We start from the raw sequence: 15,771 nt of genomic DNA on the forward strand, positions 1-15,771 counted from the left end.
GGTCCCTTTGCCCGGGTGCATCAACCGCGCGGATCCGGTCGCGGACTGGAGGCACGGGCCCCGGCCCGGGGGGTCGGGGCCCGCGCGCCGCTCAGCCGCGGTGGGCGCGCAGGGCGTCCAGGGCTCGGTCGGCGTGGGTGTTCATGCGCAGTTCGCTGCGGACGACCTCCAGGACGGTGCGGTCCTGGGCGATGACGAAGGTGGCCCGCTTGGTCGGCATGAGGGAGACGCCGCGCTTCACCCCGAACCGTTCCCGCACCTCGCCGTCGCCGTCGGACAGCAGGGTCATCCCGAGGGTGTGGCGGCCGGCGAACTCCTGCTGGCGGTCGACGGAGTCCCCGCTGATGCCGACCGGCCGGGCGCCCACGGCGGCGAACTCGGCGGCGAGATCACGGAAGTGGCAGGCCTCGGCGGTGCAGCCGGGAGTGAGCGCGGCGGGGTAGAAGAAGAGGACGACAGGGCCCTCGGCGAGCAGTTCGGTGAGGCTGCGCACCGTGCCGGTCTCGTCGGGGAGCGAGAAGTCCTCGACCTTGTCGCCGGTCTCCAGTGTCTTCGTCATGACCGTCCTTCCGTGCCGTTCGCGACGCTGCGGGCCCACAGCACGAGGGGCACCTGCAGGGGCAGCCGACCGAACGCGGCGGCCTTGACGGGGGTGGGACGGTCGCGCCAGTCCAGCGCCATCTTGACGTTGGCGGGGAAGACGCCGACGAAGAACGCGGCGCTGGCCAGGGCGGCCGCCTTGCGGGTCCGCGGCAGCGCCAGTCCGGCTGCCAGTGCCAGCTCGGCGACGCCGCTGCCGTACGTCCAGGCCCTGGGCGAACCCGGCAGGGCGCGCGGGATCGTCGCGTCGAAGGAGCGGGGGGCGGCGAAATGGGCTACGCCCGCAGTGGCCAGCAGGCCGGCCAGCAGCAGGGGTGAGCGTCCGGACCGGGACAAGGTTCCTCCTCTGAAGTCCTGACGCCCGAGATTACTGGACGGTAGTGAGGGCTCCGTCAGCGGGGTACGGCACTGCGGACGCCCTTCAACTCCCTTGCGCCGGCAGCGGGTCAGGCGCTGACGGCGGACTGGTCGGTGTCGTCGTCGACGGCGCAGGAGAGGACGTCGTCGACCATGCGGTGGAAGAGCGTGGCGAGCCGGCCGAGCTCCTCGGGGGACCAGCCGGACAGGGCGAGCTGCATCCCCCGGGCGCCCGCGTCCCGGATCCGGTCGACGGCCTCGCGGCCGGCGCCGGTGAGCTCAATCCGCTGGGCCCGCCCGTCGTCGGGGTCGGGCACCCGGGTGACATAGCCGGACTTCTGGAGCTGCTGTACGGTGCGGGTCACGTGGGAGGCCTCCACGCCCAGGCGCTGGGCCAGCTCCCCCGGCCGCAGCGGCTCGGAGTCGGCGACCTGGCGCAGCAGCGCCACGGCGGCCCGGTCCAGGGGGACACCGGCCATCGCCATCAGCCGGTCGTGCCGGCGGGCACGGGTGCTCAGGTAGGTGATCCGGGTGAGCGCGCGCTCGATCTCGATCACTTCCGGGGTGGCCACGGCAGGCAGGGGGAGCGGTTCGGTGGGCATGCGACCACGCTAGCATCTCGTTGCGTAACTCAAGTAAGTTGCCGCGTCCGCCGTGGGAGATCCGGGAGGCGCACCCACCGCTCACCGGTCCGGTGCGGCACCGGGTGCGCGCGGCCGTGCGCGACCCAGGCACACCGTGGCCGCTCGGGCCGGTCGTCGACGGGGTGGGGAGCGGGCTGCTGGGACGCCGGGCGCTCGTCCTGCGGCTGATCGTCCGGCCGACCGACGTCGGGGCGGCCTGGTAGACGGCGCTGCCGGCGGCCCTCGCCCCGGGCACGGCCGCCCGTCGTGCGGGTCCCGCTCGCTGCGCCACAGCTCGGCGCCGTGCGCGGCCACCACGCCCAGGCCCCTCTGGTCGCCCTGTCGATGTGGAGCGGCCGGCCCGGCGGGCGTACGGCACCGATCCTCACCGAGTGGGGCTGGTGGGGGCCGTACAAGCCCTCGCGGCGGCCGACGGGATGCGGGGGATGCGCCGCCGGGCGGCAGCGCTCGACGGGACGGTAGGTCCTTGGACGCCGCTTTTCGTGGTGCGGTGTCAGGCACGGGTGGGTGTGACAGTTCCCGTGGGTCCGTGAACGGTCCCACGGGGGGCTGCGTCTGGTGGGACGGCGGACCGCCCCACCAGACGGCGGGGCCGCTATCCCCGGTGCTCGAAGTGGACGGGTATGTACTGGTCGTACGACCGGTCGGCGGTGGCGGTGAAGTCGGCGCGGGTGACGATGGCGCATCGCACGGTGACATCGCAGACGAGGCCGTCGGCGATCTCGGGACGCAGATTGAGGGTGGTGAGGAAGGAACCGCCCGGCTCGTAGGGGATGGTGGCGCCGGGTGTGCTGGTGGCGGTGTCGGTGATGCGCCGGGCCGAGCCGTCGGTGGACTCCCGGCCGCCGAGGCACGGTGTGGGCAGGCTGGTGTAAGTCGTCGGGTCGCCGACCCGGACCGTGTCGGGGATGACACAGAAGGCGAGGAAGACACCCTGGGCCCTGTTGTAGCCGTTGCCGGCGACAGCCACCGTGCCACCGGACTCCGGCAGGACGGTAGGCGTGGCGGCCAGCTTCAGATGGAAGGTCTCGCCCGCAGCGACAGTCACCGTGCGGTGCGCGGCGCCGGCCAGAGGGTCAGCGGCGGCAGGGGTGGCCTGAGCAAGCGCCAGAGCGACTACGGCCGAGGCAACGGCCAGGCCGCCGCGGAGGAATTTTTTCGTGGGGGGAAGCATGGAAGTTCTGTTTATCCTCTCGATCCCGTACAGGGGGCTGAACCATCAACAGCGGCGTAACTGGCCCCGATTGCATGCTACTTGACCTCTCAAACGCCTCGGGTCGGGGTACGGGCGCCATCTGGGGCTGAGCGCGTGCCCCGCGACTTAAGGACCCCTCCACATTCACCAGGTCCGCGGCATACGCCTTCACCGGCGCCGCCACCAGCAGCCCCAAGACCCGGCCCGGGCGGTCATGCGTACGTTCACGCGCCCACGTCGTCTCCTCCGCCGACGGCGTGAAGTACTCCCGCAACTCCCGTTCCGAGATCAGCCTCTTGAACCTCGGATACGCCGTCCGCTCCCGCGACGCCACACCAACCGCCCCACGCCCGACCGCGGCCACCAGAAACAGCGACGATCCCGGTAGCGGACGGCCCCCCGGCCTGGCGACGACCTCGGTGGCCGAGGGTGCGGGCCACTTGGACGAGGGGTGTCAGTGGCCTGCCCTACCGTGGCGGGCACGGGACGGTTCACCGATCGCAAGGGGGGCGCGATGGGCGCGAGTTGCTGGGACTACGTCACGCCGTACACGGGCGGCGTCGAGGAGTCCCTGAGGGCACTGCACGCCGAGGAGTTCGCGCGGGAGTACGGCGCCGACGGCGTCTACGCGAGCCTGGAGGAGCTCTGGGAGGACGCGGAGTTCATGAGCCAGGAGGGCACCCACTCGATCCTCGACATCCTGCACGTCGTCGGCACCTGCGCACCGCCGGACGAGTACGCGGTCGAGGACACCAGCACGCTGCGGCCACTGCCCGCGGACCGGGTCAGACACCACTTCGGCAGCCACAGACCTACACCGGAGCGGTTCCGGGAGGTGTACGACTCCGGGCCCGCGCTGAGCGCCGAGTGCGCGGTGCGCTGGACCGGCCGGTACGTCCTGCTCTACACCGGCGACCGGCCGAGCCACCTGGGCGTCTTCGGCCGGTCGGGCGACTGAGCCGCCGTTCGGGGGACCGAGCAGCCGTTCGGGGGAAACCGCCGCGCCGGGTGCGTGCCGCGGGGCCCGGGGGTCGACACCTCACCCGTGACGCTCCCTCTCATCCCTCCCATGCTCGCCACGCCCGGCAAGCTGCCCCCGGTCGCCCAGGACACGCGCTGGGCCTACGAGACCAAGCAGGACGGGCAGCGGGCCGTGGTGTACCTCCCCGGGGACGGGACGCTCCGGCTGCGGGCCCGCTCCGGCGAGGACATCACCGGGGCCTATCCGGAGCTGGGGCCGCTGGGCGCGGCGCTGGGGGCCACGGCCGCCGTACTGGACGGGGAGGTGCTGGCGCCGGACGCGCGGGGCCGGGCCGACTTCCAGCTGCTCCAGTCCCGGATGGGGCTGGCGCAGGCGCCGGACAGGGCGGCGCGGATGGCGGCGGTGGTGCCGGTGCACCTCGTGCTCTTCGACGTCATGCACCTCGGCGGGGACCCACTGCTGCGGCTGCCCTACGCGCGGCGCCGGGCTCGGCTCGAAGAGCTGGGCCTCGAGGGGCCGTTCTGGTCGACGCCGCGCGCACTCGTCGGACACGGACGCGAGGCCCTGGAGGCCACCCGCCTCCACGGTCTGGAGGGGCTCGTCTGCAAGCGGCTGGACTCGGTGTACGAGCCCGGGGTGCGCTCCCGGGCCTGGATCAAGATCCGCAACCTGCGCACCGCCGATGTGCTGATCGGCGGCTGGTCGCCGGGCAAGGGACGGCTGACCGGGCTGCCCGGGGCGGTCCTCGTCGGGCAGCGGACGGCCGCGGGCGCCCTGCGGTACGTGGGCAGTGTGGGCACCGGCTGGAGCGAGGCCGAGCGCACCGAACTCGGCGCGCTGCTGCGGGCCGGGGCCACCGCGGTGTGCCCCTTCGACCCCGTCCCCGCGGCTGCCGGTGCCCGGTGGGTGGCGCCCCGGCTGGTCGGCGAGGTCCGCTACAGCACCCGGACCCGGGCCGGACTGCTGCGCCAGCCCTCCTGGCTGCGGCTGCGCACCGACCTCACCCCCGAGGAGTCGGCGGCCGACCTTCCGGACAACTCCGCCTGACACGGCACCGAACGGCCAACTGTTGGGCTGCGCTTCACCACTGATACGCCTGCGAGCACTTGGCTTGGGAGCGAAAACCGTGGAAGCTGATCCTCCTTCAACTCCCTTTTCCCCCACAGCCGTTCGGCTGCGCCCGGATCCCCTAGGAGGACGCAGTGTCGTCATCTACGTTCAAGGTTCACGGCAGGAGGTGGCTCACCGGACTCGCCGGTGCCGCAGCCCTCGTGCTCGCCGTCCCCTCGGTCGCCTTCGCGGCTCCCCCGGCGGCGCTGCCGCAGAACGCCGAGGCGGCCGAACTGACGTACCAGCCCGCGTTCGACTACGACACGGACGGCTGCTACTCCACCCCGGCCATCGGCCGGGACGGCACCATCAACGGCGGGCTGAAGCCGACCGGTTCGCTGAGCGGCGACTGCCACGACGCGTCCGACCTCGACAACACCAACAGCTACTCGCGCTACAAGTGCAACAACGGCTGGTGCGCGTACCTGTACGGCCTGTACTTCGAGAAGGACCAGGCCCTCGCGGGCAGCAGCATCGGCGGGCACCGGCACGACTGGGAGCACGTCGTGGTGTGGGTGCAGAACGGCAGCGTCCAGTACGTGTCGACGTCCAACCACGGCGGGTTCACCGTGCACCCGGTCTCCGAGGTCCGTTTCGAGGGCACGCACGCGAAGGTCGTCTACCACAAGGACGGCATCCGCACCCACTGCTTCCGGCTCGGCAACCCGGGCGACGAGCCGCCGGAGAACGCCAAGCACACCTGGCAGTACCCGCCGCTGGTCGGCTGGAACGGCTATCCGTCGGGCCTGCGCGACAAGCTGAGCGCGTACGACTTCGGCAGCGCCAACTTCGGCCTCAAGGACGGCAACTTCACGGCCCACCTGGCGTCGGCGAAGCCGTCGGGGATCGCCTTCGACCCCAACGCGTGACCGCTGCGCAACCCTTCGTCCTCCCCCTTCCGGCCACGGTTCACACGGTGACCCGTGGCCGGAAACCGGGAAGCGGTGCGGAGTGCGGGGCGCGAGGGTCTATCGTGTCCCGCATGTCCGTTCCGGAACTGATCCGCATCGTGTCCCGAGACTCCCCCATGGCGCTGGCCCAGGTGGAGCGTGTCCGCGCCGAGTTGGCCGCGCTGCACCCGGGGGTGCGCACCGAGGTCGTCCCCGTGAAGACGACCGGCGACAAGTGGATGGGCGATCTGTCCCAGGTCGAGGGCAAGGGCGCGTTCACCAAGGAGGTGGACGCGGCGCTGCTGGCCGGTGAGGCCGATCTGGCGGTGCACTGCGTCAAGGACGTGCCGGCGGACCGGCCGTTGCCCGCGGGCACGGTGTTCGCGGCCTTCCTCAGGCGCGACGACATCCGCGACGCCCTGGTCCACCCGGGCGGGCTCACCCTCGACGAACTGCCGGACGGCACCCGGATCGGCACCTCCTCGGTGCGCCGGATCGCCCAGTTGGCCGCGACCCACCCGCACCTGGAGTGCGTGCCGTTCCGCGGCAACGCCAACCGGCGGCTGGAGAAGCTGGCGGCGGGCGAGGCGGACGCGCTGCTGCTGGCGGTGTCCGGCCTGGAGCGCATCGGGCGTACGGACGTGATCAGCGAGGTGCTGTCGCCGGAGACGATGATGCCGCCGATCGGCGCGGGCATCCTCGCGCTCCAGTGCCGCGAGGGCGACACCGAGCTGATCGACGCCGTCAGCGGGCTCGGCGATCCTGCCACCCACCGGGAGGCCACGGCGGAGCGTATGTTCCTGCATGTCCTCCAGGGACACTGCAACAGCCCGATCGCCGGGTTCGCCCGGGTGGACCGCAGCGGGGAACTGTCCCTGCGGGCTTGTGTGTTCACGCCCGACGGCAAGGTGCGGCTCAACGCCCACGAGTGGGCGGGCCCGCTCGACCCGGCCACCCTCGGCACCTCGGTGGCGGTGTCGCTGCTGCGTCAGGGGGCCCGCGAGATCATCGACGGCATCCCGCACTGATCCGGGGGCACCCTCAGGCGGTGCCCTCCTCGGCGGCCTGGTCCCGCAGGAAGTTGCTCACCTGGCGGGCCAGGCTGTCCCGGCCCGGCCCCGTCGGCAGCGCCCCGTCCCGCAGACCGATACCGCCGGTCCACAGCCGGCGGTCGGCCCACTCGTCGTCGACCCGCAACTGGATCTGCACGTCCACCTGGCCGAGCGCCGCCTCGGGCCCCGCGGCGTACAGGACGGCGGTCGCGCGGCGCAGCGGGTAGACGTCGAAGCCCTCGATGAACTGCGAGTTGCGCCAGTCGATGAACGCGCTCTCGCCGTCGGGCCCGATCCGTACGTCGATCTGACCGTCCTCGAGATGGATCGTGGAGTGCCCCGTGCCCCGGTTCTCCACCGTCACCCGCAGCCGGAAGTAGGTCAGCCCCTCGGCCGCGTCGTCGCGGCCCCGCGGCGGCTCGGACACCTCCAACTGGTGGACGCGGACCCGCAGACCGGCCTGCTCGTCGTACTCCTGCCAGTCCCCGACCACGTTCGGCTCGTCCACAGTCCACCTCTCGACTTCTCCGGCTGCTTCCTATCCGTGTGCTCAGCGCACTGTCAAATGAGCGGAATGCGCTGTGGCCAGGGCGTTCACCCCTTTTGATCGTCGATCAAGCCGTGCGCAGGAAGAATCCGCCGACGGCCGCCGCGGGACGGTCCGCGGGCGTGCCGCACATCACGTCGCCGACAAGATCAGCGAGCCAGCCGGCCGAGCAGTGCGGAGGCCGCGGTGATGCCGAGCGCGGCGGCCAGGACGAGCACCCCGAAGTCGAGCGCGAGGTGCGCGGGGGTGCCGAGGAGAAGACCACGCAGGGCGTCCACTTCGTAACTGAGCGGGTTGACCTTGCTGATCACCTGGAGCCAGCCCGGCATGATCGCGACCGGGTAGAGGGCGCTGGAGCCGAAGAACAGCGGCATGGTGATGGCCTGGCCGATGCCCATCAGCCGGTCACGGCTGAGGACGATGCCCGCGATGGACATCGACAGGCAGGAGAAGAACGCCGAGCCGAGCACGACGATCCCGGCGACCCCGAGCAGCTTCAGCGGGTTCCAGGTCAGGGCGACCCCGAGCAGGGCGGCGATGAGGATCACCACGACGGCCTGGATCAGCGACTTCACTCCGGCCGCGAAGGCCTTGCCGGTGATCAGCGCCGAGCGCGGGGTGGGGGTGACGAGGAGTTTGTTGAGGACCCCGGCGTCCCGCTCCCAGATGATCATGATGCCGTAGAAGATGGCGATGAACATCGCGGACTGGGCGATGATGCCGGGCGCGAGGTAGTCGATGTAGGGGATGCCGCCGGTGGGGATCGCCCGGATGCGGCTGAAGGTCTGACCGAAGATCAGCAGCCAGAGGGCGGGCTGCACGGCCCGGGTGTAGAGCTCGGTGCGGTCGTGGCTCAGCTTCTGGAGTTCGACGGCGCACAGGGCCGCGACCCGGGCGGGGAGCACCCGCCAGCCGGCCCGCGGCACAGGGGGCCGCAGCAGCAGGTCGATGCCCCGCTCGTGTGCCACGTCAGCCGACGCGCTGCGCGGTGCGGCGGGTGCTTCGGACATCGCGGAAGTCTCCTGACGTGTCGTCGAGGCCGCTGCCGGCGACGTCCCGAAAGACGTCCTCCAGGCTCGGCGGCGGGTCCGTGGGCGCGAGGCCGCGGCGCTCACCGAGGTCGCGGCGGAGTTCGGCGGGGGTGCCGAGGGCCCGGATACGGCCGCGGTGCATCAGACCGACCCGGTCGCAGTACTGGTCGGCCTCGTCCATGTAGTGCGTGGTCACCAGGACGGTCATGCCGGTGGCCTCGCGCACGGCGGTGATGTGCTCCCACACGCCGGTGCGGGCGATCGGGTCGAGCCCGATGGTGGGCTCGTCCAGGATCAGCAGCCGGGGTGCGCTCACCAGGGCCTGGGCCAGTTCGAGGCGGCGGACCATACCGCCGGAGTAGGTGCCGGCCAGCCGGTCGGCGGCGTCCGTGAGGTCGACGGCGGCCAGCGACTGGGCGACGCGTGCGGCGCGTTCCCGGCGGGGCACGTCGAAGACCCGCGCGAACAGGACGACGTTCTCCCGGCCGGTGAGGTTCTGGTCGGCCGACAGCTGCTGGGGGACGTACCCGAGCAGCCGCCGTACGGCCATGCGGTCGCGGGCGGCGTCCCGGCCGAAGACGGCGACCATGCCGGACGGGACGGGCAGGAGGGTGGTGATGCAGCGGATGGCGGTGGTCTTGCCCGCCCCGTTGGGGCCGAGCAGACCGAAGACCTCCCCCTCGCGGACGGTCAGGTCGAGCCCGTCGACGGCCCTGGTGTCCCCGAAGGCGTGGGCGAGCGCGGTGCAGGTGACGGCGGCGGTCATGCGTCCTCGGCCTCCTCGTGCAGACTGACGGCGAGCGAGCGCAGCGCCGGCAGCGCCGCGCGCAGGGCCTCCCGGTCGGCGGCGTCGAGCCCGGTGACATGCCGATGGACGAGCGCGGCACGGCGCGCCTTCCAGGCCCGCAGGCGGGTCTCGGCGGCCTCGGTGAGCAGCAGCCGGGCGGCACGCCGGTCGGCGGGGTCGGTCTCCCGGACCAGGTACCCGTCCCTGACCAGCTGGTTGACCAGGGTGGAGACGGAGTTGCCCGCGAGGTACAGCTCCTTGGCGGCGTCGGAGACCCCGATGCCGGGCCGGGACTCGACGAGCCGCAGCAGTTCGACCTCCGCGCCGCGCAGCCGGGGCACGGTCAGCCCGGCGCGCAGACGGCGCCGCAGCAGCCGTTGGATGCCGACGAGCGCGTCGGCGAGCTCTTCCGGGAAGGTCTCCTCGTCCACACCGCCGAGATTACCTCTGTGTCAGAGGTATGTCAGAGGTGAATCTCCCCAGGAACAGTCAAAGAAATTCCGACATAACCGGACTAAAGGTTTCGGAAGTGCGTGCACGGGAAGGTGGACAGATGTGCTTCGGACAGGAGGCACGTCCGTGGGACCCCCGCCTGGCGGGCGCCCCGGGCGATCGCCGAATTGTCCGCGCGGGCGCGTCCCACGGTGCCCTTCCATCCTCGGCACCCCCTCGGGAAGGCACGCACGATGCGTCCCACCGTCAGCACGCGGCAGCACCCCCACGACGACGCCCCGGACACCGGTCAGTCCTTCGCACGGCTGGCCGCCCTGCCCGAGGGGCCGGAGCGCCGGGCCCTGCGCGACGAACTGGTCCGGCTCTGGCTGCCGATGGCCGAGCGGATCGCCGTCCGCTTCCGCGGTCGCGGCGAGACGCTGGAGGACCTGTACCAGGTCGCCGCCCTCGGACTGGTCAAGGCCGTCGACCACTACGATCCCGGGCGCGGCCGGGCCTTCGAGGCCTACGCGGTGCCCACGATCACCGGCGAGATCAAGCGCCACTTCCGTGACCACATGTGGACGCTGCACGTGCCCCGGCGGGTCCAGGACCTGCGCAACCGGGTGCGGCACGCCACGAAGGAACTCGCCCAGACGACGCCCGGCCGGGTGCCGACCGTCGCCGAGATCGCCGCGTACGCGCAGCTCACCGAAGAAGAGGTGCACACCGGCATGGAGGCGCTGGAGTGCTTCTCCGCGCTGTCGCTGGACGCCGAGCTGCCCGGCACCGACGGCTACGCCCTCACCGACGCCCTCGGCGAACCCGACCCCGGCTACGACACCGTCGTCGACCGCGTCGCCGTGGCGCCCTGTCTGCGGGCGCTCCCGGAGCGCGAGCGCACCATCCTCTATCTGCGGTTCTTCCAGGGCATGACCCAGAACACCATCGCCGAGCGGCTCGGCATCTCGCAGATGCACGTCTCCCGGCTGCTCAGCAGCTGCTTCGCCCGACTGCGCGAGGAGGTCGTGCCGCAGGCGCGGTGACCCGGGCCGCCCTCACTCCAATGGCGGAGCGCCGGGGATCTGGGTGGGGCCGTACTGGTCCAGCAGGGCTTCCAGTTCCGCCCGGATCTCCTCCGGCATCTCCCCATTGCGGCCCCAGATGAGGATCAGCTCCGAGACGTTGCGCAGCTTGATGTTGGTGTGCTGGGAGACCTCGCGGAGGATCGCCCAGCCCTGGTCGGGCGTCACTCTCCCGAGCGTGACGATCACACCGATCGCCTGGTCCACCACGGCGTGGGAGGCGACCGCCTTCTTGAGCTGGTCGACCTCCTGCTGGAGCCGGCGGATCCAGGCCGTTTCGTCGTCGGGGTCGTGCGGTACTCGTGCCACCACTCCATCGTGCCACCGGCGTCCTCGGCAGGCGCCGTCGGCGCGTCCGGCCGGACACTGGAGGAGAGCCGCGGCCGTCGGCCCGGAGACAGGAACGCGAGCCCCCATGAACGATCACCCGTCCCCATCCCGCCCAGCGCGGGACGTCCTCTCCACCGACGCCGTGTTCGGTGCGCCCTGCTGGGTGAGCCTGACCAGCCGCGATCTGGAGGCCACCCAGGAGTTCTACGGGGCCGTCCTCGGCTGGCGGTGGCGGCGCGGCACTCTGGGCGGCCATTTCCGTACGGCGCTGGTGGACGACGTCCCGGTGGCCGGGATCGCCGCCGTCGCCGCGATGTGGCAGATGGCGGTGGCGTGGACGCCGTACTTCGCCGTCCCCAGCGCCGACGAGGCCGCCTCCCGCACCCGGGAACGCGGGGGGACCGTGGCGGTGGGGCCGATCTCGCTGCCGCCGGGCCGGGCAGCACTGCTGGCCGACCGGGAGGGGGCGACCTTCGGGGTCTGGGAGGGCAAGCTGATCGGCAACTGGGAGGCGTGGCGGCAGGCGGCCCCCTCCTTCATCCGGCTGCACACCCGCGACGCCTTCGACTCCGCGATCTTCTACGGCGAGATCCTCGACTGGGCCACGGACCGGCCCGGGTGCTGCGAGGTGCGGTACGAGGGCGGCGAGGTGGTGCTGCGCAGCGGGGGCGATGTCGTGGCGCGGATCGAGTCGGGGGCGTTGGAGGCGGCGCCCGATCCCACCATTAGGCCGCACTGGCAGGTGCATTTCGCCGTCGGTGAGGTGCCGGGGGCTGTGCGGGCCGCGGAGAAGCACGGGGGGAGTGTGTTGCGGGAGGGGGAGGAGGAGGCGATTCTCCGGGATCCGGACGGGGCGCAGTTCACGGTGACGTCGCGGCGTCAGAGGTGACCCTCCGCGGGGGCGCGCACCGCGCCCCCCTTCACTCCGAGCGGCGTGGTGGTCTCGTCAGGACGATCAGGCTGCGGGATTCCAGGGTCAGTTCCGCGCCCGCCTTGTACTCCGTCTCGTCCCGGGGCCCGTCCGGTTCCGCCGTGTCGGCGGCGATCGTCCAGCGTTCGCCGTAGGAGGTGCCCGGGAGGCGGAAGGGGACCGGTTCCCAGTAGCTGTTGAAGAGCAGGAGGAAGGAGTCGTCCACCACGGGGCGGCCCCGGGGGTCGGGTTCGGCGATGGCGTCGCCGTTGAGGAAGACGCCGACACTGTGGACGTCGGAGCGCAGCCAGTCGCGGTCGCGCATCTCGCGGGCGTCCGGCTGGAACCAGACCAGGTCGGGCAGGGGCTGTCCGGCGTGGGTGACGGTCTCGCCGAGGAAGAAGCGGCGCCGGCGCAGCACGGGATGGGCGGCGCGCAGCGCCAGAAGGCGGCGGCAGAAGTCCGTGAGCCGGCGCTGTTCCTCGGTGAGCCGCCAGTCGATCCAGGACACGGGGTTGTCCTGGCAGTAGGCGTTGTTGTTGCCACGCTGGGTGCGGCCGAGTTCGTCGCCGTGGCCGATCATGGGGATGCCCTGGGAGAGCAGCAGGGTGGCGAGGAGGTTGCGCTGCTGGCGGGCGCGCAGTGCCAGGACGGCCGGGTCGTCGGTCTCGCCCTCCACCCCGCAGTTCCAGGACCGGTTGTGGCTCTCGCCGTCGCGGTCGCCCTCGCCGTTGGCCTGGTTGTGCTTGTGGTTGTACGAGACGAGGTCGCGCAGGGTGAAACCGTCGTGCGCCGTCACGAAGTTGACGCTGGCGCGCGGCCGGCGCCTGGTGTGGGCGTACAGGTCGGAGGAGCCGGTCAGCCGGGAGGCGAACTCGCCGAGGGAGTGCGGCTCGGCCCGCCAGAAATCGCGTACGGCGTCACGGTACCTTCCGTTCCACTCCGACCACAGGGGCGGGAAGTTGCCCACCTGGTAGCCGCCCTCGCCCACGTCCCAGGGCTCGGCGATCAGCTTGACCCGGCTGATCACCGGGTCCTGCTGGATGAGGTCGAAGAACGCCGACAGCCGGTCCACCTCGTGGAACTGCCGGGCCAGGGTGGCCGCGAGGTCGAACCGGAAGCCGTCGACGTGCATCTCGGTCACCCAGTAGCGCAGCGAGTCCATGATGAGCTGGAGCACGTACGGGTGGCGCATGAGGAGGCTGTTGCCGGTGCCGGTGGTGTCGTAGTAGTGCGACCAGTCGCCGTCCACCAGCCGGTAGTACGAGGCGTTGTCGATGCCCCGGAAGGAGAGGGTGGGGCCCTTTTCGTTGCCCTCGGCGGTGTGGTTGTAGACGACGTCGAGGATCACCTCGAGGCCGGCCGCGTGCAGCGCCTTCACCATCTCCTTGAACTCGGTGACCTGCTGTCCCCGGGCGCCGCGGGCGGCGTAGGCGTGGTGCGGCGCGAAGAAGCCGATGGTGTTGTAGCCCCAGTAGTTGGCGAGGCAGCGGTCGATGAGCACACCGTCCTGCACGTACTGGTGGACCGGCATCAGCTCGATCGCCGTCACGCCCAGCGAGGTGAGGTGCTCGGTCACCGCCGGGTGGGCGAGGCCGGCGTAGGTGCCGCGCAGGGCGCGCGGGACGTCGGGGTGGGTGCGGGTGAGTCCGCGGACATGGGCCTCGTAGATCACCGTGTCGGCGTACGAGCGCCGGGGCGGGGTGTCGTCGCCCCAGTCGAAGGCGGGGTCGGTGACCACGCCCAGCGGGGTGTGCCCCGCGCTGTCGGCGGGGTCGGGACGGTCCCCGGCGCGTTCGAAGAGCGAGGGGTGGTTGTCGGTCCGGCCCTCGACGGCGCGGGCGTAGGGGTCCAGGAGCAGCTTCGCCGGGTTGCAGCGGTGTCCGCCGGCCGGGTCCCAGGGGCCGTGCACCCGGTAGCCGTAGCGCTGTCCGGGGCCGACGCCGGGCAGACGGCCGTGCCAGACGAAACCGTCGACCTCGGTCAGCGGCACGGTCCGGTGACTGTCGTCGTCCTCCACGAGCACCAGGTCGACCCGCTCGGCAACCTCGCTGAAGAGCGCGAAGTTGGTGCCGTCGCCGTCGAAGTCGGCGCCCAGGGGGTAGGGGTGCCCGCTCCACGCGGGCACCCCTGCCGTCCGGTGGGGCGGTGAGGTCACCGAACCGCCTCCAGGGCCCCGGGTTCCGCGGCCGCCGGGGCGGCCAGCGCCGCCACCGGGAGGGCGCGGGGCACCGGGCGTCCTTCGCGCAGGCTGGGCGACGGCGGGGCCGGCACCAGCGGGACGCGTTCGCCGGAACGGGCGCGCTGCGAGAACCAGATGACCTTGCTGCCGGTGGCGGTGGCGCAGCAGCCCCAGCCGTCGCTCATGGCGGCGATCTGCTCCAGGCAGCCCCGCAGGTCCTGGTCGGGGCGCAGCTCACGGTCGTTGCCGCCGACGGCCGTGATCAGATGCTGGCCGTTCCACCACATCTCGATCGAGAGGGACTTGTCCGTCGCGTTCTCGTCGATGGCCGTCAGCAGCATCCCGGCGCCACCGCAGACGGGGGCGACGAGGGTTTCGAGGTCCCAGTACCTCAGGTGGGCGGCCAGGATCCGGCCGACCTGTGCGACGCGCTCCGGACTGACGTCCACGTCGAGGTGGTAGTAGCAGGGAACTGCGGTCTTCATCGTCGTTGGCTCCTCACCGGCGAGGCTCCCGCTCCGTGGACCCCCGCGGGCCGAATATACGGAGGGTGAGCGCTGATCGCTTCTGAGTCACCTCCCACAGTGCGGGCGTTAGTCCATTCGTGCAACACGAGCGCACTCCGGGGTGATTGAAGATCCAACAAGACGCTTGGTGTCGGCGCATGCACCATGAGTGAAACATTCATCGAGCCCGAAAGGTGACTGCGTCATGCTGCTACCGGCCAAGACCGAGGTCGCCAGGCAGTTGCGGCGGTACCGGGCGTGGGAGCGCGTGATGCTCGCCTCCCCGGCCGACCGCGCGGTGCGGGCCACCTTCGAGGACTCGGGTTACACCCTGTGTGTGCTCATGGGAAAGCGCTGCGCGCGCGAGGCCGCGGACGCGGCGGAGCGGTATCTGCGCACCACGCTCGCCGTCTACCTACAGGAGCAGGACGGCCGTCCGCAGGCGGCCGGCGCCGCGCGGCGCGGTGGCCGGGCGGTGGCCCGGCTCGCTCCGGCGACGCCGTGACGGCGGCCCCGTTCCGGTGGCGGAGCGGGAGTCGGGCCGCGGGCCCGGCGGACCACATGACGACAGATCCGGCTGCGGGCCGGACGGATGACCCGGCGCAGAACCGCCCGGGCGATCCGGCCGTTAGCCCGGCCATGAGCACAACGAAGGTGAGACGAATGAGCCCGACCCCTGTCATCGGCCGGATCCCGGTCCGCGACGTGCGGCCCGCGGTGGAGGGCGGCAGACGCCCGGCCAAGGCGGTCCCGGGGGAGAGCTTCCAGGTGACGGCGACCGTGTTCCGGGAGGGCCATGACGCGGTGGCCGCCAATGTCGTCCTGCGCGGGCCCAAGGGCCGGCGCGGTCCGTGGACGCCGATGCGTGAACTCGCCCCGGGCAGCGACCGCTGGGGCGCCGAGGTCACCCCGGACGCGCCGGGCCGCTGGACGTACGCGGTCGAGGCCTGGAGCGACCCGGTCACCACCTGGCGCCGGACGGCGCGGATCAAGGTCCCGGCCGGCCTCGACGTGGGGCTGGTGCTGGAGGAGGGCGCGGAGCTGTACGCGCGCGCGGCGGCCGGGGTGCCGAGGGGCCGGGCCCGTACGACGGTCCTCAGGGCGGCGCGGGCTCTGGGCGACGACTCGCTG

20 protein-coding genes are annotated in these 15,771 nt (G+C 72.1%); 9 read left to right on the forward strand and 11 right to left on the reverse strand.

Features of this window, described 5'->3' with window-relative positions:
* Positions 1-91: 91 nt before the first annotated feature.
* The 3 genes from AQJ58_RS24250 to AQJ58_RS24260 all read right to left on the reverse strand — a co-directional run bounded on the left by AQJ58_RS24250 (position 92) and on the right by AQJ58_RS24260 (position 1,559).
* Positions 92-559 carry a peroxiredoxin gene (locus AQJ58_RS24250; RefSeq protein WP_067253337.1) on the reverse strand — a complete coding sequence of 156 codons (468 nt, stop codon included), beginning with the start codon at positions 557-559 and terminating at the stop codon, positions 92-94.
* Entirely contained in the window at positions 556-936 is a 381-nt protein-coding gene (locus AQJ58_RS24255; RefSeq protein ID WP_067253338.1) for a DoxX family protein, read from the reverse strand. Before AQJ58_RS24255 ends, AQJ58_RS24250 begins: the two co-directional genes overlap by 4 nt.
* A gap of 110 nt (positions 937-1,046) precedes the next feature.
* Complete coding sequence (locus AQJ58_RS24260; RefSeq protein ID WP_067253339.1) at positions 1,047-1,559, reverse strand: MarR family winged helix-turn-helix transcriptional regulator; 513 nt, start codon at positions 1,557-1,559, stop codon at positions 1,047-1,049.
* 38 nt (positions 1,560-1,597) lie between these two features.
* Between AQJ58_RS24260 and AQJ58_RS43440 the strand changes: the two genes are divergently transcribed.
* Entirely contained in the window at positions 1,598-1,804 is a 207-nt protein-coding gene (locus tag AQJ58_RS43440) for a hypothetical protein (protein ID WP_159056308.1), read from the forward strand.
* 392 nt (positions 1,805-2,196) lie between these two features.
* Here the strand turns inward: AQJ58_RS43440 and AQJ58_RS24265 are convergent, their stop codons facing one another.
* Positions 2,197-2,649 carry a hypothetical protein gene (locus AQJ58_RS24265; protein WP_234360261.1) on the reverse strand — a complete coding sequence of 151 codons (453 nt, stop codon included), beginning with the start codon at positions 2,647-2,649 and terminating at the stop codon, positions 2,197-2,199.
* A 661-nt stretch (positions 2,650-3,310) separates the two neighbouring features.
* On the opposite strand from AQJ58_RS24265, the gene AQJ58_RS24270 reads away from it, so the two are divergent.
* The 4 genes from AQJ58_RS24270 to hemC all read left to right on the forward strand — a co-directional run bounded on the left by AQJ58_RS24270 (position 3,311) and on the right by hemC (position 6,806).
* A complete protein-coding gene (locus AQJ58_RS24270) occupies positions 3,311-3,754 on the forward strand; it encodes a hypothetical protein (RefSeq protein WP_067253517.1) in 444 nt (147 codons plus the stop codon).
* A 111-nt stretch (positions 3,755-3,865) separates the two neighbouring features.
* Positions 3,866-4,825: an ATP-dependent DNA ligase gene (locus AQJ58_RS24275; RefSeq protein ID WP_079079147.1), complete on the forward strand. Its 960-nt coding sequence runs from the start codon at positions 3,866-3,868 to the stop codon at positions 4,823-4,825.
* A 155-nt stretch (positions 4,826-4,980) separates the two neighbouring features.
* Positions 4,981-5,757, forward strand: a complete 777-nt coding sequence (locus tag AQJ58_RS24280) for an NPP1 family protein (RefSeq protein ID WP_067253347.1) — start codon at positions 4,981-4,983, stop codon at positions 5,755-5,757.
* 113 nt (positions 5,758-5,870) lie between these two features.
* Positions 5,871-6,806, forward strand: coding sequence for a hydroxymethylbilane synthase (gene hemC, locus AQJ58_RS24285; protein WP_067253349.1), 936 nt, complete (start codon positions 5,871-5,873; stop codon positions 6,804-6,806).
* A 13-nt stretch (positions 6,807-6,819) separates the two neighbouring features.
* On the opposite strand, the gene AQJ58_RS24290 is transcribed toward hemC, so the two are convergent.
* The 4 genes from AQJ58_RS24290 to AQJ58_RS24305 all read right to left on the reverse strand — a co-directional run bounded on the left by AQJ58_RS24290 (position 6,820) and on the right by AQJ58_RS24305 (position 9,626).
* Entirely contained in the window at positions 6,820-7,338 is a 519-nt protein-coding gene (locus AQJ58_RS24290; protein ID WP_067253350.1) for a hypothetical protein, read from the reverse strand.
* Between the two features lie 188 nt (positions 7,339-7,526).
* Positions 7,527-8,387: an ABC transporter permease gene (locus AQJ58_RS24295; RefSeq protein WP_067253351.1), complete on the reverse strand. Its 861-nt coding sequence runs from the start codon at positions 8,385-8,387 to the stop codon at positions 7,527-7,529.
* Positions 8,347-9,174, reverse strand: a complete 828-nt coding sequence (locus tag AQJ58_RS24300) for an ABC transporter ATP-binding protein (protein ID WP_067253353.1) — start codon at positions 9,172-9,174, stop codon at positions 8,347-8,349. The genes AQJ58_RS24295 and AQJ58_RS24300 overlap by 41 nt, the downstream gene beginning before the upstream one ends.
* Positions 9,171-9,626 (reverse strand): MarR family winged helix-turn-helix transcriptional regulator, encoded by a 456-nt coding sequence (locus AQJ58_RS24305; RefSeq protein ID WP_067253354.1) that lies wholly within the window; start codon positions 9,624-9,626, stop codon positions 9,171-9,173. Before AQJ58_RS24305 ends, AQJ58_RS24300 begins: the two co-directional genes overlap by 4 nt.
* Positions 9,627-9,881: 255 nt before the next feature.
* Here AQJ58_RS24305 and AQJ58_RS24310 point away from each other — a divergent pair, with 255 nt between their 5' ends.
* Complete coding sequence (locus tag AQJ58_RS24310; RefSeq protein WP_067253355.1) at positions 9,882-10,673, forward strand: RNA polymerase sigma factor SigF; 792 nt, start codon at positions 9,882-9,884, stop codon at positions 10,671-10,673.
* Positions 10,674-10,685: 12 nt separating this feature from the next.
* Here AQJ58_RS24310 and AQJ58_RS24315 read toward each other — a convergent pair whose 3' ends face one another.
* Positions 10,686-11,021 (reverse strand): ANTAR domain-containing protein, encoded by a 336-nt coding sequence (locus AQJ58_RS24315; protein ID WP_067253520.1) that lies wholly within the window; start codon positions 11,019-11,021, stop codon positions 10,686-10,688.
* A gap of 106 nt (positions 11,022-11,127) precedes the next feature.
* Here AQJ58_RS24315 and AQJ58_RS24320 point away from each other — a divergent pair, with 106 nt between their 5' ends.
* The gene (locus tag AQJ58_RS24320; RefSeq protein ID WP_067253356.1) at positions 11,128-11,931 is read left to right on the forward strand and encodes a VOC family protein; all 804 of its coding nucleotides are present in this window, start codon (positions 11,128-11,130) and stop codon (positions 11,929-11,931) included.
* A 31-nt stretch (positions 11,932-11,962) separates the two neighbouring features.
* Here AQJ58_RS24320 and glgX read toward each other — a convergent pair whose 3' ends face one another.
* Positions 11,963-14,110 (reverse strand): glycogen debranching protein GlgX, encoded by a 2,148-nt coding sequence (gene glgX, locus AQJ58_RS24325; RefSeq protein ID WP_079079149.1) that lies wholly within the window; start codon positions 14,108-14,110, stop codon positions 11,963-11,965.
* On the reverse strand, positions 14,107-14,619 hold the full coding sequence (locus tag AQJ58_RS24330) for a pep a2 (protein ID WP_067253360.1): 513 nt from the start codon (positions 14,617-14,619) through the stop codon (positions 14,107-14,109). The genes glgX and AQJ58_RS24330 overlap by 4 nt, the downstream gene beginning before the upstream one ends.
* Before the next feature lie 226 nt (positions 14,620-14,845).
* On the opposite strand from AQJ58_RS24330, the gene AQJ58_RS24335 reads away from it, so the two are divergent.
* Together AQJ58_RS24335 and AQJ58_RS24340 are read left to right on the forward strand one after the other, a co-directional pair.
* Positions 14,846-15,145, forward strand: coding sequence for a DUF5133 domain-containing protein (locus AQJ58_RS24335; RefSeq protein ID WP_067253361.1), 300 nt, complete (start codon positions 14,846-14,848; stop codon positions 15,143-15,145).
* A gap of 158 nt (positions 15,146-15,303) precedes the next feature.
* Positions 15,304-15,771: maltotransferase domain-containing protein (locus tag AQJ58_RS24340; RefSeq protein WP_159056309.1), on the forward strand; the 468-nt coding region annotated here is incomplete at its 3' end.

The organism is Streptomyces sp. DSM 15324, assembly GCF_001514285.1.
GTDB lineage: Bacteria > Actinomycetota > Actinomycetes > Streptomycetales > Streptomycetaceae > Streptomyces.

What these genes read in the sequence shown, in the direction of transcription:
- AQJ58_RS24250 (WP_067253337.1), bottom strand. Translation starts at nt 559, where the DNA reads ATGACGAAGACACTGGAGACCGGCGACAAGGTCGAGGACTTCTCGCTC.
- AQJ58_RS24260 (WP_067253339.1), bottom strand. Translation starts at nt 1,559, where the DNA reads ATGCCCACCGAACCGCTCCCCCTGCCTGCCGTGGCCACCCCGGAAGTG.
- AQJ58_RS24270 (WP_067253517.1), top strand. Translation starts at nt 3,311, where the DNA reads ATGGGCGCGAGTTGCTGGGACTACGTCACGCCGTACACGGGCGGCGTC.
- AQJ58_RS24275 (WP_079079147.1), top strand. Translation starts at nt 3,866, where the DNA reads ATGCTCGCCACGCCCGGCAAGCTGCCCCCGGTCGCCCAGGACACGCGC.
- hemC (WP_067253349.1), top strand. Translation starts at nt 5,871, where the DNA reads ATGTCCGTTCCGGAACTGATCCGCATCGTGTCCCGAGACTCCCCCATG.
- AQJ58_RS24295 (WP_067253351.1), bottom strand. Translation starts at nt 8,387, where the DNA reads ATGTCCGAAGCACCCGCCGCACCGCGCAGCGCGTCGGCTGACGTGGCA.
- AQJ58_RS24300 (WP_067253353.1), bottom strand. Translation starts at nt 9,174, where the DNA reads ATGACCGCCGCCGTCACCTGCACCGCGCTCGCCCACGCCTTCGGGGAC.
- AQJ58_RS24310 (WP_067253355.1), top strand. Translation starts at nt 9,882, where the DNA reads ATGCGTCCCACCGTCAGCACGCGGCAGCACCCCCACGACGACGCCCCG.
- AQJ58_RS24320 (WP_067253356.1), top strand. Translation starts at nt 11,128, where the DNA reads ATGAACGATCACCCGTCCCCATCCCGCCCAGCGCGGGACGTCCTCTCC.
- AQJ58_RS24330 (WP_067253360.1), bottom strand. Translation starts at nt 14,619, where the DNA reads ATGAAGACCGCAGTTCCCTGCTACTACCACCTCGACGTGGACGTCAGT.
- AQJ58_RS24335 (WP_067253361.1), top strand. Translation starts at nt 14,846, where the DNA reads ATGCTGCTACCGGCCAAGACCGAGGTCGCCAGGCAGTTGCGGCGGTAC.